Source organism: Aliirhizobium wenxiniae (assembly GCF_019511445.1).
Lineage (GTDB): Bacteria > Pseudomonadota > Alphaproteobacteria > Rhizobiales > Rhizobiaceae > Neorhizobium > Neorhizobium wenxiniae_A.
On sequence record NZ_JAEUAN010000003.1, the window covers coordinates 139,877 to 160,158 of the forward strand.

The following is a 20,282-nucleotide window of genomic DNA, read 5'->3' on the forward strand; positions in this document are numbered from 1 at the left end:
GACGCCCCTTATATTATTAACGGCTGAGGCTGACCTGCTGGCCCGAATTCGTCGTGCCGTCGAAACGGTTGTCGGCGCTCTTGTAAACGCGGCCGATCACGTCGCCTGCACGGTTCTTGAACTGAACCATCTTGCCGGAGACTTCCCAGGATCCCATGGTCGTCAACTCACCGGCGCAGCCGCGGGTACCGCCGCGCGAACCGCTGCCGAGGTTGGTCAGTGTCAGGAACATGTCGCAGGATGCGCCGCCATTGGAAACGCGCCAGTTACCGACCATCTGCTCCTTGGTCACGTCGAGCGCAGTAGCAGGAGCCGCTGCATTCGGATCGAGCGAAGCCATGTTCTGGCCACCCTGCGGTGCAGATGGATATTGCGAAGCGCCACCCGGAGGCGGAAGCTGGCCACCCTGCACGCCCTGAACCGGCTGGGCCTGAAGCGGAGCAGGCTGCGAAGGCAGGTCACTATACGGGCTGTAGGAAGTCCGCTGACATCCAGCCAGAGCCAAGGTCAGCACGAGACCCGTTGCCACATATTTGAACTGCATCAAAAACTCCTGTCCGGATTATTTCACACTGCACCACAACCGGGCACGACAGATTTGCCGGGAATATCGTAAACGCCCTTGGTTAATCAAGGGTATCCGGCCAATCCGCCACAATCGCGACCATCTGCGCGTTCAAATAGATGTGCGCGGCGGGCAGCGAGACAAACAACAAGGCCGCAACGAAAACGCTGCGGCCCTGGTATTTTCAAAGACTAGACGCGGCGCTCGACCATCATCTTCTTGATTTCGGCAATCGCCTTGGCCGGGTTGAGCCCCTTCGGGCAGGCCTGGGCGCAGTTCATGATCGTATGGCAGCGATAAAGGCGGAAGGGATCCTCGAGATTGTCGAGGCGCTCACCCTTGGCTTCATCGCGGCTATCGATCAGCCAGCGATAGGCCTGCAAGAGAACTGCAGGACCGAGGTAACGGTCGCCGTTCCACCAGTAGCTCGGACAGGAGGTCGAGCAGCAGGCGCACAGAATGCACTCGTAGAGACCGTCGAGCTTGAGACGATCCTCATGGCTCTGCTTCCACTCCTTCGCCGGCGTCGGAGACACCGTCTTCAGCCAGGGCTCGATCGAGCGATGCTGGGCGTAGAAGTTGTTGAGGTCGGGAACGAGATCCTTCACCACCGGCATATGCGGCAGCGGATAGACTTTAACCGTGCCGTTGATCTCTTCCATGCCCTTGGTGCAGGCCAGCGTGTTCGTGCCGTCGATATTCATCGCGCAGGAACCGCAAATGCCTTCGCGACAGGAACGGCGTAGCGTCAGCGTCGGGTCGATCTTGTTCTTGATGTAGAGCAGACCGTCGAGCACCATCGGGCCGCAATCGTCGAGATCGACATAGAACGTGTCGATGCTCGGGTTCTTGCCGTCATCCGGGCTCCAGCGATAGATGCGGTATTCGCGAACGTTCGTGGCGCCTTCCGGCTTCGGCCATACCTTGCCTTCGGACATCTGCGAGTTTTTGGGGAGAGCGAGTTCAACCATGGTCCTGTTCCCTCCGGATCAATACACGCGAGCCTTGGGCTCGATCTTGTAGGGATCGATGCCTTCGGCGATCAGGTCCGTATGGACCGGACGGTAATCGAGCTTGACGTCGCCCTTCTCGCCCACCCAGGCAAGCGTGTGCTTGCGCCAGTTGACGTCGTCGCGGCCGGCAAATGCACCTTCCGTGAAGTCCTCGCGAGCGTGGGAACCACGGCTTTCCTTGCGGGCCTCGGCGCCATAGACGGTGGTGATCGCATTCGCCATCAGGTTATGCAGTTCCAGCGTCTCGACGAGATCCGAGTTCCAGATCATCGAACGGTCGGTAACCTTGACGTCCGGCAGCTCGCTCCAGATCTGATCCATGCGGCGGCAGCCGGATTCCAGCGATTCCTGCGTACGGAACACGGCGGCATCGTCCTGCATCGTGCGCTGCATCTTGTCACGCAGAACCGCGGTCGGCGTTGCACCATTTGCATGACGCAGGCCGTCGAAACGGTCCATGATCTTGTCGCAGGCAGCAACATTGAGCGCGGGAATAGCGCTTTCGCGGTCGATAACCTGGCCGGCGCGGATTGCAGCGGCGCGGCCGAAGACCACGAGGTCGATCAGCGAGTTGGAGCCGAGACGGTTCGCCCCGTGAACCGAAGCGCAGCCCGCTTCACCCACAGCCATCAGGCCCGGAATGATCCTTTCCGGATTATTGCTGTCGGCGTTCAGCACTTCGCCCCAATAGTTGGTCGGAATGCCGCCCATATTGTAGTGAACCGTCGGCAGAACCGGGATCGGCTCGCGGGTCACGTCGACGCCGGCAAAGATCTTTGCCGATTCCGAAATGCCCGGCAGGCGCTCATGCAGAACGGCCGGATCGAGGTGGTCGAGATGCAGGAAGATGTGGTCCTTGTTCTTGCCGACGCCGCGGCCTTCACGGATTTCCATCGTCATGCAGCGCGAAACGACGTCACGCGAGGCAAGGTCCTTGGCCGAAGGCGCGTAACGCTCCATGAAGCGCTCACCCTCGGAATTGACCAGATAACCGCCTTCACCACGCGCACCCTCGGTGATCAGACAGCCGGAGCCGTAAATGCCGGTCGGGTGGAACTGGACGAATTCCATATCCTGCAGCGGCAGGCCGGCACGCGCCACCATACCGCCACCATCGCCGGTGCAGGTATGGGCAGAGGTTGCCGAGAAATAGGCGCGGCCGTAACCGCCGGTCGCCAGAACCACCATCTTGGCGGCAAAGCGATGGATCGTGCCGTCATCGAGGTTCCAGGCAACCACGCCTTCGCAGCGGCTGCCGTCATCCGACATGATCAGGTCGAGCGCAAAGTACTCGATGAAGAATTCCGCATTGTTACGCAGCGACTGGCCGTAAAGCGTGTGCAGGATGGCGTGACCGGTACGGTCTGCCGCAGCACAGGTGCGCTGTACCGGCGGGCCTGCGCCGAAATTCTGCATGTGGCCGCCGAACGGACGCTGGTAGATCTTGCCTTCCTCGTTACGCGAGAACGGCACGCCGTAGTGTTCGAGCTCGTAAACGGCCTTCGGCGCTTCCATGACCATATACTGCATGGCGTCGACATCGCCGAGCCAGTCGGAACCCTTGACGGTGTCATAAAGGTGCCACTGCCAGCTGTCCGGCGTCATGTTCTGCAGCGAGGCGGCAATGCCGCCCTGCGCCGCGACGGTATGCGAACGCGTCGGGAAAACCTTGGTGATGCAGGCGGTCTTGAACCCCTGTTCGGCCATGCCGAGCGTGGCGCGAAGACCGGCGCCACCGGCACCGACGACGATCACGTCATAGGAATGGTCGACATAATTATACGCTTTGCCGTTCTGGGCGCCCCCATTCGGGGAAATCGGAGTGACGGATGCCATGATGGATTATCCTACGAACGCAATTTTCAGAACGGCGAAGAGACAGAGGCCACCGATCAGCATTGCAAAAAATGTATTGAGCATCACGGCCAGGAACTTGAAGCCTTCGTGATGCACGTAGTCGACGATGATTTCCTGAACGCCGATGCGCATGTGCACGAGACCGGCCACGATCATCAGGCCGAACAGCACGGCAATCAGCGGGTTCGACAGCGCGCCGACGACTTCCTCGTAAGGAGCGCCTGCATAGCGGATCAGGAAGATGATGAAGAAGATGGCGAGCGGCACCAGCGCCACGGCAGACATCCGCTGCATCCAGAAATGTTCGGTGCCGTCCTTTGCCGATCCGAGACCACGAACCTTGCCGAGGGGAGTACGCATATCCATGATGTTTCCTCCTCAGATGGCCAGGCCGATGATCCAGACCAGCACGGTCAGACAGATCGAAACGATTGGCATGATCAGTGCGACCTTGGTCGCGAAATGCTTTTCAAAACCATGTCCCATGTCCCACACGAAATGGCGAAGACCGCCGAGCATGTGATGGATCAGGGCCCAAGTATAGCCGAACAGGACCAGCAGACCGATCCAGGTGCCGAACAGCCAGCTCACCCAGTCGAAATAGGGCTTGCCGGAAGCGGCAGCGATCAACCACCAGGCCAGCAGGATCGTGCCCGCAGCCAGAGCGCCACCGGTAATACGGTGGACGATCGACATAACCATTGTGGGGATTGGCTTGTAGATTTGCAGATGCGGCGACAGAGGCCGATTATTCGTTATATTCGCCATCATTACCTCGCGGCGTCGTCTCAGCGGGCGGGCGCCCGGCAATGCACCATGCCGAGAAAATGTGCATTGCATCATCGGCGTGGTTTAATCTTCGAATTCCAAGACGACAAGATCAATTCCGACGTCGCGTGAATTTAATCGATTGTGAATTGCAAGGGGGCAAGCATCGGACATATCGCCGCGGCACATTAACCATCAATTCCAAAGATTTGGCGGCGACACGTGCGCTGACGCGAAGATCATGTTAACGTTTGGTTAACCATGATCCCGGAGTTCGCCATGATCGCGAATCGCATGAAACCTGTCCTTTTTGCACTTGCGCTTGTCAGCGCCTGCGCATCCACAGCCCTCGCGCGTGATCCTTCGCCGGATTTCAACAGCGGCGACAAAGGCTATCGAGGGCATCATTACGGCCACGGACATCATGGCCGACGGGGCCAGCTGAAACTGTTTTCCGACCAGCGTCTCGGCGGCGCCAGCCGGGTCGTATCATCGACACGAAATGTAAGCCCCGACAGCGGCTCCATTCAGACGCTCGGCTCTTTTGCCACCGTCTCGGGTTCGTCGATCATCTACGCCGACGGCCATCGGGAAATATATGTCGGTCAGTATGCATCCGAACCGCCACGCTCCGGCCTTTCCTACCCCGCGCCCAAGGCAAAGATCATCACCGTCACGCAAGAACTCGCCAACGGCAACTTCCAGCCGGTCAACGGCTGCAGTTACGAGATGGGCGTCTGCGTCATCCGCGGGGAAAGATAGCGGTCTCGCACGGCGCTGACGGGTGATGGGAAATCACCCGTAGGGGCTGGAAGTCCCGAGAAGCGCCGAGGGCCACGCATATGCGTGCGCTTATCCGGAATGATCTTTGAAAACCACGGCGGGATGGGGTTGGTGTGTTCAGTAAAAGATCCTCTCACCAACAAAATCTAAGACTTAGCCTTTGGCTAAGATCTTGATTTTGTAACCTCTCCCACAGGGGGAGAGGTAGAGCGCCGAGGGTGCCTCCCGGTATCTCTCCCCTTGTGGGAGAGAAAGCGATTTCAACATCTTAGCTTTAGCTAAGTGTTAGAAATCGCAAGTGAGGGGATCGAGTTTGCCACCGCCTCACCCGAACCGCCAAACCGTCGTCTTCTTGACCTCACTATCCTCCAGCGCGCGCGTCACCGGCACCTCGTAAACCGCGAGCCTTTCCAGCCGCTCCTTCGGCAGATAGCTCCGCCCCGGATCGCCGACCAGAACCACCCTGCCCTCATCCGCCAGCCGCGTAAACCAAGGCACCAGCGCCGCGGCAAAATCGCGGTCGTAAAAGACATCCCCGGCCAGCACGACATCCGCATCGATATCGAGACCGATCTGGTTCTCACCGGTGAAGCCAATCTCGACCCCGTTCTCGGCTGCGTTCAGCATCACCGCCGTCTGCGTCCACGGATCGATATCCGCCGCCAGCACATCCGCCGCCCCGGCAAGCTTCGCTGCAATCGCCACCAGCCCGGAACCGCTGGCGAAATCCAGAACCCGTTTGCCGGCGACTATTTCGGGATTATCGAGAATATACCGCGCAAGCCCCTGCCCACCGGCCCAGGCAAAAGCCCAGAACGGCGGCGGAAGGCCGATCGCCTCCAGATCCTCCTCCGTCTTCAGCCAGAGGTCATGCGCCTCCGTTGCCAGATGAAGCTGGATCTCCGGCACATGCGGCGGCCGCATGAGATCGGTATTGTCGAGGATGAAGGCCTTCGGCTCGGTCTTCAAGCGTGCAAACTCAGGCCGGCGATTTCGGCGGATTGTCGAGACCGCCAAGACGGCAGATTTCGAAATACTCCTCGTCCGTTACCGGCTGCACCGAAAGCCGCATCGAGGTGACGAGCGCCATCTTCTCGAATTTCGGATTGGCCTTGACGTCCTTCAGCGTAACCGGCTTCGGCATGTCGGCAACCGCGCGGATATCGACGCAATCCCATTTGGGATCGCCCTTGGCCGAACTATCCGGATGCGACAGCGCGCAGACCTCGACGATGCCGACGATCTCCAGCCCTTCGTTCGAATGGTAGAAGAAGCCCTTGTCGCCGATCTTCATCGCCCGCATGTTGTTGCGCGCCAGATAGTTGCGCACGCCGGTCCATTCCTCGCCGACCTCGCCCTTGGCTTTCTGCTGTTCCCAGGACCAGACATTCGGTTCGGACTTGTAAAGCCAATAGGCCATCTATCGCCTCACTTCTGCTCGTTGGCCGGATTGTTGAACACCCAGTTCCAAGGCTTCACGTCGACTTTCTCGAACAGGCCTGCAAGGTAATAGGGATCGGCCTCTGCAATCGTCCGGGCGGCCGCGATATCGGCGGCCTCTACCACGACAAGGCTGCCATTCGGCTTGCTGTCGTCATCAAGGAACGGGCCGGCAAATTTCAGCGTGCCTTCGGCATTGAGTTTGTTGAGATGCTCCACATGCGCCGGACGGGTGTCCATGCGAACCTGCAGGTGGCCGGGCTTGTCGGTGCAGAGAAAGGCAAACAGCATTGGGGTCTCCTGGGTTTTTAAGTGGATTACTCGGCCTTGATTGGCCGGGTCATGAGCTGTTCCATCGCGGTCATCACATCGAGACGTCCGTCGATAATGGCTGCAACCGCATCGGTAATCGGCAGGTCGACCGAGAATTTTCGTCCGAGCCGGGCCGCGACCGAGGCAGCAAACGCACCTTCGACCAGCGGACCGCCGGTGGTCTGCACCGGCTCACCCTTCCCGATCGAAATGCCGAAGCTCAGGTTGCGTGACTGATGGCTGGTGCCGGTCAGCACGAGATCGCCGAGGCCGGACAGGCCCCGCACCGTATCGGCATTGCCACCCATCGCCTCGACCAGCCGCGACATTTCAGCCAAGCCCCGGGAAATCAGCGCCGCACGCGCAGATTCTCCAAGCCCCGCGCCCTCGACGATACCGCAGGCAATCGCCAGCACGTTCTTGAGCGCCCCGCCGAGCTGCACGCCGATCACATCCGATGAAGCGTAAAGCCGAAAGCTGCGGCCGGAGAGAACCTGCGCAAGCCGTTCCGCCAGCACCGCATCCTGCGCACTGAGAGACATCGCCGTCGGCAGGCCGCGCGCGATATCGGCGGCAAAACCCGGCCCTGAAAGCACCGCCAAAGGCGTCTTAGGCAACTCCGCCGATATGACATCGGTCAGCAGCCGCTCGGCCCGATCGAGCCCCTTGGCGCAGATGACGACGGCAGCATCCTTCGACAGATAAGGCCCATAATGACGCGCCGCATCGAGCTGCGCCCGCGACGGCATGGCGAAGAGAACGACATTGGCTTCCGCCACCGCATCCGGCTCGGCGGAAAATTGCAGCGCATCCGGCAAGGGCACGCCCGGCAGCGCCGCATCATGCATGCGGTCGTCGCGCAGATCGGCCATCAGGTTCGGCTGGCGCCCGACAAGCGTCACCGGGTGACGGCCCTCCAGCGCAAAAACTGTCGCAAGTGCGGTTCCGAATGCACCTGCGCCAATGACGGCGATCCGCTCGTTGCTCATGCCTTCGCCCCTCGTTTGCCGGATCCGAGCAAGGTCTTCGCTTGGCTATCCAGCGGCCAGCGCGAACGCGGCGCCACATTGAGATCGTCGGCTGGCAACTCTTCCGCCATCCGCTCCAGGCCCGCCCATGCGATCATCGCGGCATTGTCGGTGCAGAGCCGCAAAGGCGGCGCGATGAAGCGGAACCCGTGTTCGAGGCAGAGTGCCTGCAGCGTGCGCCGGATTTCCTGATTGGCGGCAACGCCTCCGGCAACCACCAGCGCCGGCTCGGTATCGAGACCGGCAAACTCCTCGCGGAACCGAAGCAGTCCACGACCGATCCGGTCGCGAAGCGTGCGCGACACCGCCTTCTGGAAAGAGGCGCAGATATCGGCGACATCCTGCTCGGTCAGCGGCGCGATCTCGGTCGCGGCCTGCCGCACGGCGGTCTTCAGGCCGGAAAAGGAAAAATCGAGACGCGCTTCGCCCACCAGCGGACGCGGCAGCGAAAACCGATCCGGATTGCCGGAAAGAGCAGCCTTCTCGACCGCCGGGCCGCCCGGATAAGGCAGGCCGAGCAATTTCGCCGTCTTGTCGAAAGCCTCGCCCAGAGCATCATCGATCGTCGTGCCCCAGCGCTCATACTGGCCGACACCGCGGATCAGGATGAGCTGCGTATGCCCACCCGAGACGAGGAGCATCAGATAGGGGAAGGAAAGCCCGTCCGTCATCCGCGCCGTCAGCGCATGGCCTTCGAGATGGTTGATGGCGAGAAGCGGTTTTCCCGAGACGCGGGCGATCGCCTTGGCCGTCATCAAGCCGACAAGCAGCCCGCCGATCAGGCCGGGACCGGAAGTCGCGGCAATCGCGTCGACATCATCGAGCGTCACGTTGGCCCGGCGCAAAGCTTCTTCGACCAGTTCGTCCAGCGCTTCGACATGCGCACGCGCCGCAATTTCCGGCACGACGCCGCCATAGGCCGAGTGTTCGTCGAGCTGCGACAGGACCACATCGGACAAAATCTCGCCGCGCCCGTCCTCGTGGCGTGCGACAACCGCAGCGGCGGTCTCGTCGCAGCTTGTTTCAATGCCGAGAATGCGCAGATATGAGGTCATTGGCCCTTGTTCATTGCGATGCCGGATGATCCGGTTTACGAGAGCTTCCGGTAACAACGGAATGAGACGGATGCAAACAAAACCTTTCCGGATCGGCACGCGTGGCAGCCCGCTGGCGCTGGCGCAGGCCCATGAAACGCGCTCGCGGCTGATGGCGGCCCATGGTCTGCCGGAAGAGATGTTCGAAATCGTCGTGCTGTCGACCACCGGCGACCGCATCACCGATCGGTCTCTCTCGGAGATCGGCGGCAAGGGCCTGTTCACCCAGGAACTCGAGGAACAGCTGTCCTCCGGCGAGCTGGATATCGCCGTGCATTCGTCGAAGGACATGCCGACGAAACTGCCGGAAGGCCTGCATATAGCCGCCTACCTGCCGCGCGAGGATTTTCGCGATGCCTTCATCGGCCGCACCTCGCAGACACTGAAGGCCCTGCCGAATGGCGCGACGGTCGGCACTGCCTCGCTGCGCCGCCAGGCGCTTATCCGCCGTCTGCGCCCAGATATCCAAGTCACGATCTTCCGCGGCTCGGTCGGCACGCGCCTGCGCAAGCTGGACGAAGGCCAGGTCGATGCGACGCTCCTCGCCTATGCCGGCCTGAAGCGACTTTCCATGGAAGAGGTCGTGACCGAACTTCTCGATCCCGTCGATTTCCCGCCTGCTCCCGCGCAAGGCGCGATCTGCGTCGAAAGCCGCGTCAAGGATCCGCGCACGGATGCCCTCATCGCCCCGATCAACGACCACCCGACCTTTGACGCCGTAAGCTGCGAACGCGCCTTCCTGGCAGCGCTCGATGGTTCCTGTCGCACCCCGATCGGCGGTTATGCGATCTGTAACGGAGATCACCTCAAATTCTCCGGCCTGATCCTGACACCGGACGGTCGGCGCGAACATGCGATCGAAGTCGAGGGCAAGCGAGCGGACGCCGAGGCGCTCGGCCTGCGCGCCGGCGAAGCCGTGCGTGCCGCAGCCGGCCCCGGCTTCTTCGACAGCTGGAGCTGACCCTTGCGGGTCGTCGTCACCCGACCTGAAATTTCGGCCAAAAAAACGGCCGAGCGGCTAAGGCTTTTGGGGCATGACCCCGTGCTTCTGCCGCTCAGCAGGGCAATGCACCACCCGCAGGCCGCGGCAAACGCTCTGGCCCTGCCGCACTCGGCGCTGATCGTCACCAGCGCCGAAGCATTGCGGGCACTTGAAGCGATAGGCTCCGGCTTGAAGATTGACGGGGATATAAAACTCTTCGCAGTCGGAGAAAAAACGGCCGCAGCAGCAAGGTCGACAGGTTTCAGCAACATCCACACCGGCTCCGGCGATGGCGAAGGACTGGCTGACCTGATCGCCGCGAAACTCGAAAACCCGGACCATCCGCTCCTCTATCTCGCTGGCAAACCACGCGCCGGATCGCTCGAGAACCGTCTCGAAGAACTGGGCCTGCCTGTCCGCGTCGCGGAAATTTACGAGATGATCCCGATCGAGTATCGACTGGCGGAAATCGACGAATTAGTGCGTACCCGCTCGCCTCAGGCGGCGTTACTCTACTCGCGCGAGAACGCATTCCGGTTTTTCGAAATTTTCGAGCAATATGCAGCCTCTTTTTCCGAAACCGCCTTCCTCTGCATCAGCGCCCGCACCGCCGAAGCCGTGCCCGCGGCGTTTCGCCCGCATGTCAGGATCGCCGAAAGCCCGGACGAAAATGCGCTGTTCGCGCTTCTTTAACCTGCGCCTGATCCAAATTCCGGCTGCGCCCCTTTCCTTAACCGGGGCCACCGACTAGGTTTTAATGAACGCATGCAGAAAAGAGGTCGAGATGGTATCCGAAAAACCACCGCGCCGGTCCAACCCGAAAAAGGAACCGGTCACGATCGACCTGACGGCGGAGGAAACCGCCGCAGTGGCCGAGCCCGTTCGCGCCAATGACAGCGACGATGTGATTGACGCCCGCGAGAACGATCCGACTGATACGCCGGTAGCGACCGATATCTCGGAAAAGGCTGATGCGCCGGAGGCTTTATCGACCGAGACCAAGGCAGAAGCCGAAACCGCTACGCCCGAAACGCCACGTTTCGATGAGCCTGAACCCGAACCGATAGCGGCTTCTGCGGAACCTGCAAAGGAGGAGATCAAGGAAGATCCGGCCTCCTTCCAGTCGACGGCGAAAACCGAAGACTATTCGGCCCAATCCTCGGGCCCGGTACAATCCAAACCCGCCACCTCGACGCTGGTCGCATCCGGCATTTTCGGCGGCATCGTCGCTCTGCTTCTGGCCGGCAGCATGCAATATGCCGGTCTCCTGCCCGGTGGTGCATCCTCGTCGTCATCAGGCGACAGTGACGTTTCCGCCGAGATCGCCTCGCTTCGCCAGGAAATAGCATCCCTCGCCAGCCGACCGGTCGAACCATCCGCCGATATCACAAGCCGTCTGGCAGCACTCGAAAGCAGTGCCTCGACAGGCACCGGCGGATCGGCCGAAACGGATCAGAAACTGGCCGCCCTCGAAGCCGAACTTGCAAGCCTGAAATCGGCGAATGCAGCGGCTGCCGCAACCTCGACACAACTGGCCGGCCGGCTGCAGCAGGCGGAAGCCCAGATCGCCGACAAGGGTCCCGAACAGCAGGCAGCGCGCGCCGTGGCTGCCGCAGCCCTGAAGAGCGCGGTCGATCGCGGCGGCTCGTTCGAGGCCGAATTGCAGACCTACAAGACCATCGCCGGCGACGATCCGGCAATAGCAAACCTCCAGCCGTTTGCCGCCAAGGGCGTCCTGTCGCGCATCGAGCTTCAGCGCCAGGTCTCCGGCGTGGCGGACAGCATGGTCGAGGCGGTCGTCCAGCCTGATCCCGATCAGGGCCTGGCCTCGCGGCTCTATTCGTCTGCCCTGTCGGTCGTAAAAGTCCGCAAGGTCGGCGATGTCACCGGCAACACGCCCGAGGATATCGTCGCCCGTTTCGAGGACCGGCTTCGCTCCGGCGATTTTGCTGCCGCCGCCCGCGAATGGGAGACTCTTCCCGACGCCGCCAAGACGGCATCCCAGTCGTTCAAGCAGGAACTCGACGCGCGTATCGAGGTTGAAAACCTCGTTGGCGGCGCGTTGACCCGCGCGATTACCGGCACTCAAGGCTGAGGACGAAAAACGGAATGGTCAGACTTTTCATTTTCCTTCTCGTCGTCCTCGGTCTCGGCTGGAGCTTTGCATGGCTCGCCGATCGGCCCGGCCTCTTGTCCATTACCTGGCAGGACCACCTGATCGAAACCAGCCTGATGGTTGCCGCCACGCTGGTCGTGGCGCTGATCGGTGCCGTCATGCTTCTGTGGTGGGTGATCGGCATCATCTGGACCTCGCCCTATTCGGTCCGCCGGTATTTTCGCGCCCGCAAGCGTGATCGCGGTTATCAGGCGCTGTCGACCGGCCTGATCGCTGCCGGAGCCGGCAATGCGCTTCTTGCCCGCAAGATGAGCATCCGCAGCCGCAGCCTGCTCAGTGCCGACCAGGAACCGCTAATCCATCTCCTCGATGCGCAGGCAGCCCTGATCGAGGGCAAATATGACGATGCCCGGGCAAAATTCGAAAGCATGTCGAACGATCCCGAAACGCGGGAACTTGGCCTGCGTGGCCTTTACATGGAAGCACGTCGGCTAGGCGCCAACGAGGCAGCCCGCCAATATGCCGAAAAGGCGGTGGAGCACGCGCCTTATCTCCCCTGGGCATCGCAAGCAACGCTGGAATCCCAGAGCAAGTCGGCGCGCTGGGACGAGGCTTTGGAAACGCTGGCGCAACAGCGCGCTGCCAACATCATCAGCAAGTCGGAAGCCGAACGCCTGAGAGCCGTTCTCCTGACCGCTCGCGCCGGTGAACGGCTAGAAAGCGACCCGAGCGGTGCCCGCGAAGATTCCACCGATGCGCTGAAACTGGCCAAGGATCTGGTGCCTGCCGGCATCATCTGTGCCAAGGCCTTGCTGCGGCAGGAAAATGTCAAGAAGGCCGCGTCGGTGCTGGAAGGCGTGTGGAAGCTTTCGCCGCATCCGGATATCGCCCGCACCTATATCCGCGCCCGCAGCGGCGACAGCACGCTCGACCGGTTGAAACGCGCCGAGAAGCTGGAGGCCATGCGTCCGAACAATATCGAGTCGCTCCTCGCCGTTTCCCAGGCAGCGCTCGATGCGCAGGATTTTGCCAAGGCACGTTCAAGAGCCGAAGCCGCAGCCCGGGTGGAGCCGAGCGAGCGCGTCTATCTGCTGCTGGCCGATATCGAGGAGGCCGAAACCGGCGATCAGGGCCGCATCCGCCACTGGATGCAGCAGGCCCTTCGCGCCCCCCGCAATGCGGCCTGGGTGGCCGACGGTTTCGTCTCGGAAAACTGGCTTGCCGTTTCGCCTGTCACAGGCAAGCTCGATGCCTTCGAATGGAAAGTGCCGTTCAGCCAGCTGGAAGGCCCGGTCGTCGAAGGCAGGATTGCCGCAGACGAAGCGATTGCCGCTCTTCCGCCTGTCATCGTGAACGACAAGGCACCAGCGGAACCGACAAGACACACCGAACCCGCCGAGCCGACAATCGTTATCGAAAAGCAGCCGGCAAAGCCGACACCCGAACCTGCTGTTGCAGCAAAGACAACAGCACCGGAGAAAACCACGCCTGAATCTGCCAAAACGCAAGAAAGTGAAGCCGAACCGGTTCCATTTTTCGGACGTCCACCAGATGATCCGGGTGTGAAAGATCAGAACGCCGAGCCGACAAAGACGAGGTTGCGGCTGTTTTAAGGAAAGATGGAGAAGGCCTATCGATGTTGGACCGCATACAGGCCTTCCTCCACACGCTAACCTCCCATGACGACAAGGAATTCGCACCGGACGACCCGAGGGTCGCCTTCGTTGCGCTCTGTTTTCAGGTCATGGAGGCCGATGGCGCTGTCTCGAAAAAAGAGCAGCAGAAATTCCGTGAACTGATCCGCCAGCGCTACGATCTGAGTGAAGACCGGTTGAAGGCGCTGATCGAGGCTGGCCACGAGGCCGGCCACGAAGCGGTTGACTATTACCGTTTCACTTCCGATCTAAGACGTCATCTCGTCAATGAAGACGACCGTGTCGAACTTCTCGGCATTCTCTGGGACATCGTTTATGCCGATGGCCAGAGAAGCGAGATCGAGGATCACGTGATTTGGAGGATCGCGGATCTTCTCGGTGTTTCGTCGCGGGATCGCGTGCTGCAGCGCCAACAGGCCGCCGCGCGCCTAGCCGAACAAAACACGGAGGAGAGCAAGGACTAACTGATGCTCGTAATGCCACCGCGAAAGACAGATCTCCTTCCCGTTCTCGTCGTCCTCCATCAGGAACGCTCGTCGTCCGGCCGCGTCGGCCAGATGCTGCTTGAAAAGGGCTTTCCGCTCGATATCCGCCGGCCGGTTCTCGGCGAAGCATTGCCGCAGACGCTGACCGACCATTCCGGCGCCGTCATCTTCGGCGGCCCGATGAGCGCCAACGATCCCGATCCCTTCGTCAAACAGGAGATCGACTGGATCGGCGTGCCCCTGAAAGAGAACAAGCCCTATCTCGGCATCTGCCTCGGCGCCCAGATGATGGTTCGTCATCTGGGCGGCAAGGTGAAGGCCAAGGAAGGTGAGATCACCGAGATCGGCTGGTATCCCCTGCGCCCCACCGAGCATGGTCGCCTGCTGATGCAATGGCCGAAAATGGTCTATCATTTTCACCGCGAAGGCTTTGACCTTCCGCGCGGTGTAAAACTTCTGGCGGAAGGCGACGCCTATCCCAACCAGGCGATCCGTTATGGCGACAGTGCCTGGGGCGTGCAGTTCCACGCGGAACTGACCCGCGCCATGATGCAGCGCTGGGTCGTCCACGGCGCCGAGCGCTTCACCATGCCGAATGCGCAGCAGGGAAGCGAGCATCTCGAAGGCCGCATGATGTTCGACGCACCGCTCAAGGCCTGGCTGTCGGAGTTTCTCGATCTGGTATTCCTGAACAAAAAGGCAGGCACGGCAGCTTCACCCCGATACGGCGCATCCATGCCGGAAACCGAAGTGGCGCAAAGCTGAGCCGCAGCGGGTATCCGCCGCGACCTCGCACTAATTGCGTTCCGGCGCTTCCAGCGTGTCGATCTTCCTGAGTTTCGAGAAGCCGAGCGCCCAGATGACAGTGACGGCCAGCGTGCCGACGCCGCCGATGACGACGGCCGGCACGGCGCCTATGAAATGCGCCATCGTTCCGGCACGGAATTCGCCGAGCTCGTTGGAAGCCCCGACAAACACCATGTTGACGGCATTGACCCGACCGCGCACCTCATCCGGCGTCCAGAGCGCGATCAGCGTTTCGCGGACATAGACGGAAATCATGTCGGCAGCGCCCATGATCATCAACGCAACGATCGACAGCCAGGGCGTGGCCGAAAGGCCGAAGATCAGCGTACCGAGACCGAAAAAGCCGACGCCGACGAACATCGCCGTCCCGGCATGATGGCGGATCGGGTGGAAGGCAAGCCAGACGGCAACGGCAATGGCCCCGATGCCGGGTGCGGCGCGCAAAAGGCCAAGACCCCAGGGGCCAAGTTCCAGCACGTCGCGGGCAAAGATCGGCATGAGCGCCACCGCGCCGCCGAGAAGGACGGCGAAAAGATCGAGGGAGATCGCGCCGAGAACCACTTTTTCGCTGAAGATGAAGCGGAAGCCGGCAAGAAGATGGGCGACATCGACCTTGGAAGCCGAGGTCCGCTGCGCCGGTTTCGGGATCATGAAGACGAGCAGCGCCGCAAGCGTCAGCAGGACGAACGCCACGATATAGGCCGCCGTCGCGTTCAGCCCGTAAAGCAGGCCGCCGAAAACCGGGCCTAGAATGGACGCGGTCTGCCAAGAAGACGAATTCCAGGCGATCGCATTGGCAAGATCCTTCTCCGGCACGAGGTTCGGCCCGAGCGACTGGACCGCCGGCCCCATGAAGGCGCGCTCGATACCGAACACGACGAGAATAGCGAACACAAGCCAGGGCGTGAATGCGCCGGCAACCGTCAGCCCCAGAAGCGACGCCGCGCAGGCCGCACCGACGACCATGCAGATCGCCATGATCATCCGGCGATTATACCGATCGGCCACAGTGCCGGTGACGAGGATCAGGAGCAGCGACGGCAGGAACTGGAACAGCCCGATCAGGCCGAGATAGAGCGGGTTGCGGGTCTCGTCATACATCTGCCAGCCAACCGAAACGCTGATGATCTGGATGGCAAAGGCGGCGAAGAACCGCGACAGGAAAAACTTTGTGTAGGACGAATGGCGAAAGGCTGCAAAACGGTCGCCGGAGGCGGGAATGGACATCGCAAAAGACTTTCGGTGGGACCGTCAGGATGAATTGCTGGAGTGCCACCGTTAAACATGCTGAAACTGCGGCGGGTGCAACACTTGCCCGTTAGTTCGCCAATGTCTACATGTCTGTCAACTTGGAATTTGTAGGCCGACCGCCGCGATCCTTAAAGGATGGGGCTTGGCAACACGATTGGAGACCTGAATGCTCGCCCTGTTTCAGACCATTGACCTGGCCTTGAACCTTTACACCTGGATCTTGATTGCCAGCGCCATCTTCTCCTGGCTCTTCGCCTTCAACGTCATCAATTCGAGCAACCAGTTCGTCGATGCCATCGGCCGTTTCCTCTATAACGTCACCGAACCGGTGCTGCGACCGATCCGCCGCATCATGCCGAACCTCGGCGGCATCGACATCTCCCCGATCATTGTCCTGCTGCTGATCTTCTTCCTGCGCTCCTTCATGTGGAACTCGCTGTTCCCGCTCTTCGTGTGAGCGCGGCAAGCCTTCACGCAGACCACATAAGGCTGAGCATCAAGCTCACCCCGAATGGCGGCCGCGACGCGATCGACGGTATGGAGACGGATGCGGAGGGAGACGCGTTCCTGAAAGCGCGTGTCTCCGCCGTGCCGGAAGACGGCAAGGCCAACAAGGCGCTGATCGCGCTTCTGTCCAAGAAACTGCGGGTGCCAAAAAGCTCCGTATCTTTCGTCTCCGGCGAAACGGCGCGTAAAAAAATCCTCCGGATCGATGGCGACCCGGAGGATTTGAAAGCGAAGCTCGAAGGTCTGATGACCTGATTACTTCTGGGCCCGATTACTTCTGGGCCTTGTAGCGGTCGATCGCTTCGACGATCAGGCGCTTGGCGGTATCGACATCCTGCCAGCCGCCGATCTTGACCCACTTGCCGGGCTCCAGATCCTTGTAGTGCTCGAAGAAGTGCTCGATCTGCTTCAGCGTGATTTCCGGCAGATCCGTGTAGTTCTTGATCTTGTCGTAACGCTGGGTCAGCTTCGGAACCGGAACGGCGAGAATCTTCTCGTCCTTGCCACCATCGTCTTCCATGATCATCACGCCGATCGGACGAACATTGATGACGCAGCCCGGAACCAGCGGACGGGTGTTGCAGATCAAAACGTCGCACGGGTCGCCGTCTTCGGAAAGCGTGTGCGGGATGAAGCCGTAGTTACCCGGATAGGTCATCGGGGTGTAGAGAAAGCGGTCGACGATCAGTGCACCGGCTTCCTTGTCCATCTCGTACTTGATCGGCTGACCGCCAACCGGCACCTCGACGATGACGTTGACGTCTTCAGGCGGGTTCTTGCCGATGGAAATTGCATCGATACGCATCGTGATCCTCAATTAGGTTCAATTCACTGAAGCGTCGATAGCGGGAATCCGGCTTGAAGGCAATAAGCCATTGAATTGACGGGGGCCGGTCACGCGAGGAGAGGAAACTTATTCCCTGCAACGCTCTTAAGTCGCATCAATTCTGCCAGACGAAGCCGACTTTCTTCAGCTGCGAACCACCGAAATCCTCCATGCCCTCGACGGCATCATTGCCACCGTGACGGCGGAAAAAGCGGATCGCATGTTCGCTGTCTTCAAGGCACCAGACGACCAGGCCGCGGCAGCCGAGCGAGGTCAAAAGCTTGCGGCTTTCGCCGAACAGGCGCCGTCCGAGCCCGATGCCCTGGAATTCCGGCCGCAGATAGATCTCGTAGATTTCGCCGTCATAGGGCAGTGCGCGGGCACGGTTGAGACCGACCGTCGCATAACCGGCAATCTGGCCGGCCACATCGATAACCAGAAGCGTTGCCGGCCCGTCGGTTGCCTTGCGCCACCATTTCTCGCCGCGACGCTCCAGCATCTGGATCAGCGGCTTGTGCGGGATGAGACCCGCATAGGCCTGCACCCAGCTCTGCCGGTGTACATCCGAGATGGCTCGGGCATCCTGCGGGTCGGCCCGCCGAACATCGATCGACAACGTCTTCATAACGCGACTTTAGGTCCTGCTATGCGGGATCCGCCATCGGTCAATCATTAACCAGGCGGATTGCCCACAGAGTTCTGATGGGGACAATACCGCCCGAGTTAACGCTTTTTTAACCGCAGCCACAAGCCGTGTGATTTGCAACAGCACAGAAAAAAGCCCGGCTGGCGGGCCGGGCTTTTCAGATCAGGATTGTCTCGAAGCTTAGAGAGCTGCCTTCGACTTGTCGAAGCGCTTGCGGTCGTTGGCGTCGAGATAGATCTTGCGAAGACGGATCGACTTCGGCGTGACTTCCATCAGCTCGTCGTCCTGGATCCAGGAGAGCGCGCGGTCGAGCGTCATGCGGATCGGCGGGGTCAGGCGAACGGCTTCGTCCTTGCCGGCCGAACGGATGTTCGTCAGCTGCTTGCCCTTCAGAACGTTGACTTCGAGGTCGTTGTCACGGGTGTGGATACCGATGATCATGCCCATGTAAACCTTGTCGCCCGGCTCGATGATCATCGGGCCGCGGTCTTCGAGGTTGAACATGGCGTAAGCAACAGCCTCACCAGCCTGGTTGGACAGGAGAACGCCGTTGGTACGGCCGGAGATCTCGCCCTTGTAAGGCTGGTAGTCGTGGAACAGGCGGTTCATGATCGCCGTGCCGCGCGTATCGGTCAGAAGTTCCGACTGGTAGCCGATCAGGCCGCGGGTCGGAGCCAGGAACTTGAGGCGAACGCGGCTGCCGCCCGAAGGACGCAGTTCGGTCATCTCGGCCTTGCGCTCGGACATCTTCTGAACGACGACACCGGAATGCTCTTCATCGACGTCGATGACGACTTCTTCGATCGGCTCCATGGTCTGGCCGGTCGCCTCATCCTTGTGCATGACAACGCGCGGACGCGAAACGGCAAGCTCAAAGCCTTCACGGCGCATGGTTTCGATCAGAACGGCGAGCTGAAGTTCGCCGCGGCCCGATACGTAGAACGAATCCTTGCCTTCGGCTTCTTCGATCTTCAGCGCGACGTTGCCTTCGGCTTCCTTGAACAGACGGTCGCGGATGACGCGCGAAGTAACCTTGTCGCCTTCGGTGCCGGCAAGCGGCGAATCGTTGACGATAAAGGACATCGTAACGGTCGGCGGGTCGATCGGCTGTGCCTGCATGGCTTCGGTAACCGAAGGATCGCAGAACGTGTCGGCGACGGTGCCCTTGGAGAGACCGGCGATGGCGACGATGTCACCGGCAACGGCTTCTTCGATCGGCTGACGCTCGATACCGCGGAATGCAAGGATCTTGGAGATACGGCCGGTTTCAACCGTCTTGCCGTCCTGGGACAGAACCTTGACGGCCTGGTTCGGCTTGATCGAACCGGAGGCAACGCGACCGGTGATGATGCGGCCGAGGAACGGGTTGGCTTCGAGAAGCGTGCCGATCATGCGGAACGGGCCTTCTTCGACCTTCGGCTCCGGAACGTGCTTCAGCACGAGGTCGAGCAGCGGCGCCAGACCTTCGTCCTTCGGGCCTTCCGGGTTGAAGTTCATCCAACCGTCACGACCGGAACCGTAAAGGATCGGGAAGTCGAGCTGCTCGTCGGTGGCGTCGAGGTTTGCGAACAGGTCGAAAACTTCGTTGATGACTTCTTCGTGGCGGCCGTCCGGACGGTCGATCTTGTTGATCGCGACGATCGGGCGAAGACCAACCTTCAGCGCCTTGCCGACAACGAACTTCGTCTGCGGCATCGGGCCTTCCGACGAGTCGACCAGAACGATCGCGCCGTCCACCATCGAGAGAATGCGCTCGACTTCGCCGCCGAAGTCGGCGTGGCCGGGGGTGTCGACGATGTTGACGCGAACGCCCTTCCACTCAACCGAAGTCGCCTTCGCGAGAATGGTGATGCCGCGTTCCTTTTCAAGGTCGTTCGAATCCATGACGCGTTCTGCAACGCGCTGGTTCTCGCGGAACGAGCCGGACTGTTTCAGGAGCTCGTCAACGAGCGTCGTTTTGCCATGGTCAACGTGCGCGATGATCGCGATGTTGCGAAGTGCCATATCGAGTTTCTCTGGGGCTGGGGCGCGATTATCGGGAGAAGGCGCCAATTTCGTTGGCGCGCTCTTACCCTGTTTTTCCCGTTTATGAAAGGGGGCGAAGAGTTTCGCTCCCTCCCTAGCCATTCCTTGCGAACAGAAGATGA

23 protein-coding genes are annotated in these 20,282 nt (G+C 60.7%); 9 read left to right on the forward strand and 14 right to left on the reverse strand.

Features of this window, described 5'->3' with window-relative positions:
* Positions 1-16: 16 nt before the first annotated feature.
* From JNB91_RS04795 to sdhC, 5 genes are all read right to left on the reverse strand, one after another.
* On the reverse strand, positions 17-544 hold the full coding sequence (locus JNB91_RS04795) for a protease inhibitor Inh/omp19 family protein (protein WP_220324390.1): 528 nt from the start codon (positions 542-544) through the stop codon (positions 17-19).
* A gap of 212 nt (positions 545-756) precedes the next feature.
* The gene (locus JNB91_RS04800; RefSeq protein ID WP_220324391.1) at positions 757-1,536 is read right to left on the reverse strand and encodes a succinate dehydrogenase iron-sulfur subunit; all 780 of its coding nucleotides are present in this window, start codon (positions 1,534-1,536) and stop codon (positions 757-759) included.
* 18 nt (positions 1,537-1,554) lie between these two features.
* On the reverse strand, positions 1,555-3,414 hold the full coding sequence (gene sdhA, locus JNB91_RS04805) for a succinate dehydrogenase flavoprotein subunit (protein ID WP_220324392.1): 1,860 nt from the start codon (positions 3,412-3,414) through the stop codon (positions 1,555-1,557).
* Positions 3,415-3,420: 6 nt separating this feature from the next.
* Positions 3,421-3,801 carry a succinate dehydrogenase, hydrophobic membrane anchor protein gene (gene sdhD / locus JNB91_RS04810; protein WP_112509109.1) on the reverse strand — a complete coding sequence of 127 codons (381 nt, stop codon included), beginning with the start codon at positions 3,799-3,801 and terminating at the stop codon, positions 3,421-3,423.
* A 12-nt stretch (positions 3,802-3,813) separates the two neighbouring features.
* Positions 3,814-4,203 (reverse strand): succinate dehydrogenase, cytochrome b556 subunit, encoded by a 390-nt coding sequence (sdhC, locus tag JNB91_RS04815; RefSeq protein WP_220324393.1) that lies wholly within the window; start codon positions 4,201-4,203, stop codon positions 3,814-3,816.
* Between the two features lie 279 nt (positions 4,204-4,482).
* Here sdhC and JNB91_RS04820 point away from each other — a divergent pair, with 279 nt between their 5' ends.
* Complete coding sequence (locus tag JNB91_RS04820; protein ID WP_220324394.1) at positions 4,483-4,965, forward strand: hypothetical protein; 483 nt, start codon at positions 4,483-4,485, stop codon at positions 4,963-4,965.
* 345 nt (positions 4,966-5,310) lie between these two features.
* Here JNB91_RS04820 and JNB91_RS04825 read toward each other — a convergent pair whose 3' ends face one another.
* From JNB91_RS04825 to tsaD, 5 genes are read right to left on the reverse strand one after another with little or no spacing between them, the layout of a single operon-like run.
* The gene (locus tag JNB91_RS04825) at positions 5,311-5,955 is read right to left on the reverse strand and encodes a class I SAM-dependent methyltransferase (RefSeq protein WP_220324582.1); all 645 of its coding nucleotides are present in this window, start codon (positions 5,953-5,955) and stop codon (positions 5,311-5,313) included.
* Positions 5,956-5,965: 10 nt separating this feature from the next.
* Positions 5,966-6,406 carry an EVE domain-containing protein gene (locus tag JNB91_RS04830; protein ID WP_206828654.1) on the reverse strand — a complete coding sequence of 147 codons (441 nt, stop codon included), beginning with the start codon at positions 6,404-6,406 and terminating at the stop codon, positions 5,966-5,968.
* 8 nt (positions 6,407-6,414) lie between these two features.
* On the reverse strand, positions 6,415-6,717 hold the full coding sequence (locus tag JNB91_RS04835) for a YciI-like protein (RefSeq protein ID WP_183828417.1): 303 nt from the start codon (positions 6,715-6,717) through the stop codon (positions 6,415-6,417).
* A gap of 26 nt (positions 6,718-6,743) precedes the next feature.
* On the reverse strand, positions 6,744-7,727 hold the full coding sequence (locus tag JNB91_RS04840) for an NAD(P)H-dependent glycerol-3-phosphate dehydrogenase (RefSeq protein ID WP_220324395.1): 984 nt from the start codon (positions 7,725-7,727) through the stop codon (positions 6,744-6,746).
* The gene (gene tsaD / locus JNB91_RS04845) at positions 7,724-8,821 is read right to left on the reverse strand and encodes a tRNA (adenosine(37)-N6)-threonylcarbamoyltransferase complex transferase subunit TsaD (protein ID WP_220324396.1); all 1,098 of its coding nucleotides are present in this window, start codon (positions 8,819-8,821) and stop codon (positions 7,724-7,726) included. The genes JNB91_RS04840 and tsaD overlap by 4 nt, the downstream gene beginning before the upstream one ends.
* Before the next feature lie 70 nt (positions 8,822-8,891).
* On the opposite strand from tsaD, the gene hemC reads away from it, so the two are divergent.
* The 6 genes from hemC (at position 8,892) to JNB91_RS04875 (ending at position 14,863) form a co-directional block, all read left to right on the forward strand.
* Positions 8,892-9,821, forward strand: a complete 930-nt coding sequence (hemC, locus tag JNB91_RS04850; protein WP_220324397.1) for a hydroxymethylbilane synthase — start codon at positions 8,892-8,894, stop codon at positions 9,819-9,821.
* A gap of 3 nt (positions 9,822-9,824) precedes the next feature.
* Positions 9,825-10,535, forward strand: a complete 711-nt coding sequence (locus JNB91_RS04855) for a uroporphyrinogen-III synthase (RefSeq protein ID WP_220324398.1) — start codon at positions 9,825-9,827, stop codon at positions 10,533-10,535.
* 91 nt (positions 10,536-10,626) lie between these two features.
* Positions 10,627-11,937: a mitofilin family membrane protein gene (locus tag JNB91_RS04860; RefSeq protein ID WP_220324399.1), complete on the forward strand. Its 1,311-nt coding sequence runs from the start codon at positions 10,627-10,629 to the stop codon at positions 11,935-11,937.
* A 14-nt stretch (positions 11,938-11,951) separates the two neighbouring features.
* A complete protein-coding gene (locus JNB91_RS04865; protein WP_220324400.1) occupies positions 11,952-13,571 on the forward strand; it encodes a heme biosynthesis protein HemY in 1,620 nt (539 codons plus the stop codon).
* A 23-nt stretch (positions 13,572-13,594) separates the two neighbouring features.
* Positions 13,595-14,077 (forward strand): tellurite resistance TerB family protein, encoded by a 483-nt coding sequence (locus JNB91_RS04870; protein ID WP_220324401.1) that lies wholly within the window; start codon positions 13,595-13,597, stop codon positions 14,075-14,077.
* Between the two features lie 3 nt (positions 14,078-14,080).
* Positions 14,081-14,863, forward strand: coding sequence for a glutamine amidotransferase (locus JNB91_RS04875; protein ID WP_220324402.1), 783 nt, complete (start codon positions 14,081-14,083; stop codon positions 14,861-14,863).
* A gap of 30 nt (positions 14,864-14,893) precedes the next feature.
* Here JNB91_RS04875 and JNB91_RS04880 read toward each other — a convergent pair whose 3' ends face one another.
* Positions 14,894-16,132 (reverse strand): MFS transporter, encoded by a 1,239-nt coding sequence (locus JNB91_RS04880; protein ID WP_220324403.1) that lies wholly within the window; start codon positions 16,130-16,132, stop codon positions 14,894-14,896.
* Between the two features lie 190 nt (positions 16,133-16,322).
* Here JNB91_RS04880 and JNB91_RS04885 point away from each other — a divergent pair, with 190 nt between their 5' ends.
* Complete coding sequence (locus JNB91_RS04885; protein ID WP_220324404.1) at positions 16,323-16,613, forward strand: YggT family protein; 291 nt, start codon at positions 16,323-16,325, stop codon at positions 16,611-16,613.
* On the forward strand, positions 16,610-16,918 hold the full coding sequence (locus JNB91_RS04890; RefSeq protein WP_220324405.1) for a DUF167 domain-containing protein: 309 nt from the start codon (positions 16,610-16,612) through the stop codon (positions 16,916-16,918). Before JNB91_RS04885 ends, JNB91_RS04890 begins: the two co-directional genes overlap by 4 nt.
* Positions 16,919-16,934: 16 nt before the next feature.
* Here the strand turns inward: JNB91_RS04890 and ppa are convergent, their stop codons facing one another.
* From ppa to typA, 3 genes are all read right to left on the reverse strand, one after another.
* Positions 16,935-17,468, reverse strand: a complete 534-nt coding sequence (ppa, locus tag JNB91_RS04895; protein ID WP_220324406.1) for an inorganic diphosphatase — start codon at positions 17,466-17,468, stop codon at positions 16,935-16,937.
* Positions 17,469-17,604: 136 nt separating this feature from the next.
* Complete coding sequence (locus tag JNB91_RS04900) at positions 17,605-18,114, reverse strand: GNAT family N-acetyltransferase (RefSeq protein WP_220324407.1); 510 nt, start codon at positions 18,112-18,114, stop codon at positions 17,605-17,607.
* Positions 18,115-18,315: 201 nt separating this feature from the next.
* Entirely contained in the window at positions 18,316-20,139 is a 1,824-nt protein-coding gene (gene typA / locus JNB91_RS04905; protein ID WP_220324408.1) for a translational GTPase TypA, read from the reverse strand.
* Positions 20,140-20,282 lie beyond the last annotated feature (143 nt).

Bases quoted from the DNA above. Each gene is read 5' to 3' on its own strand.
- JNB91_RS04795 (WP_220324390.1), bottom strand. From the start codon at position 544: ATGCAGTTCAAATATGTGGCAACGGGTCTCGTGCTGACCTTGGCTCTG.
- JNB91_RS04800 (WP_220324391.1), bottom strand. From the start codon at position 1,536: ATGGTTGAACTCGCTCTCCCCAAAAACTCGCAGATGTCCGAAGGCAAG.
- sdhA (WP_220324392.1), bottom strand. From the start codon at position 3,414: ATGGCATCCGTCACTCCGATTTCCCCGAATGGGGGCGCCCAGAACGGC.
- sdhD (WP_112509109.1), bottom strand. From the start codon at position 3,801: ATGGATATGCGTACTCCCCTCGGCAAGGTTCGTGGTCTCGGATCGGCA.
- sdhC (WP_220324393.1), bottom strand. From the start codon at position 4,203: ATGGCGAATATAACGAATAATCGGCCTCTGTCGCCGCATCTGCAAATC.
- JNB91_RS04820 (WP_220324394.1), top strand. From the start codon at position 4,483: ATGATCGCGAATCGCATGAAACCTGTCCTTTTTGCACTTGCGCTTGTC.
- JNB91_RS04830 (WP_206828654.1), bottom strand. From the start codon at position 6,406: ATGGCCTATTGGCTTTACAAGTCCGAACCGAATGTCTGGTCCTGGGAA.
- JNB91_RS04835 (WP_183828417.1), bottom strand. From the start codon at position 6,717: ATGCTGTTTGCCTTTCTCTGCACCGACAAGCCCGGCCACCTGCAGGTT.
- JNB91_RS04840 (WP_220324395.1), bottom strand. From the start codon at position 7,727: ATGAGCAACGAGCGGATCGCCGTCATTGGCGCAGGTGCATTCGGAACC.
- tsaD (WP_220324396.1), bottom strand. From the start codon at position 8,821: ATGACCTCATATCTGCGCATTCTCGGCATTGAAACAAGCTGCGACGAG.
- hemC (WP_220324397.1), top strand. From the start codon at position 8,892: ATGCAAACAAAACCTTTCCGGATCGGCACGCGTGGCAGCCCGCTGGCG.
- JNB91_RS04860 (WP_220324399.1), top strand. From the start codon at position 10,627: ATGGTATCCGAAAAACCACCGCGCCGGTCCAACCCGAAAAAGGAACCG.
- JNB91_RS04865 (WP_220324400.1), top strand. From the start codon at position 11,952: ATGGTCAGACTTTTCATTTTCCTTCTCGTCGTCCTCGGTCTCGGCTGG.
- JNB91_RS04870 (WP_220324401.1), top strand. From the start codon at position 13,595: ATGTTGGACCGCATACAGGCCTTCCTCCACACGCTAACCTCCCATGAC.
- JNB91_RS04875 (WP_220324402.1), top strand. From the start codon at position 14,081: ATGCTCGTAATGCCACCGCGAAAGACAGATCTCCTTCCCGTTCTCGTC.
- JNB91_RS04880 (WP_220324403.1), bottom strand. From the start codon at position 16,132: ATGTCCATTCCCGCCTCCGGCGACCGTTTTGCAGCCTTTCGCCATTCG.
- JNB91_RS04885 (WP_220324404.1), top strand. From the start codon at position 16,323: ATGCTCGCCCTGTTTCAGACCATTGACCTGGCCTTGAACCTTTACACC.
- ppa (WP_220324406.1), bottom strand. From the start codon at position 17,468: ATGCGTATCGATGCAATTTCCATCGGCAAGAACCCGCCTGAAGACGTC.
- JNB91_RS04900 (WP_220324407.1), bottom strand. From the start codon at position 18,114: ATGAAGACGTTGTCGATCGATGTTCGGCGGGCCGACCCGCAGGATGCC.
- typA (WP_220324408.1), bottom strand. From the start codon at position 20,139: ATGGCACTTCGCAACATCGCGATCATCGCGCACGTTGACCATGGCAAA.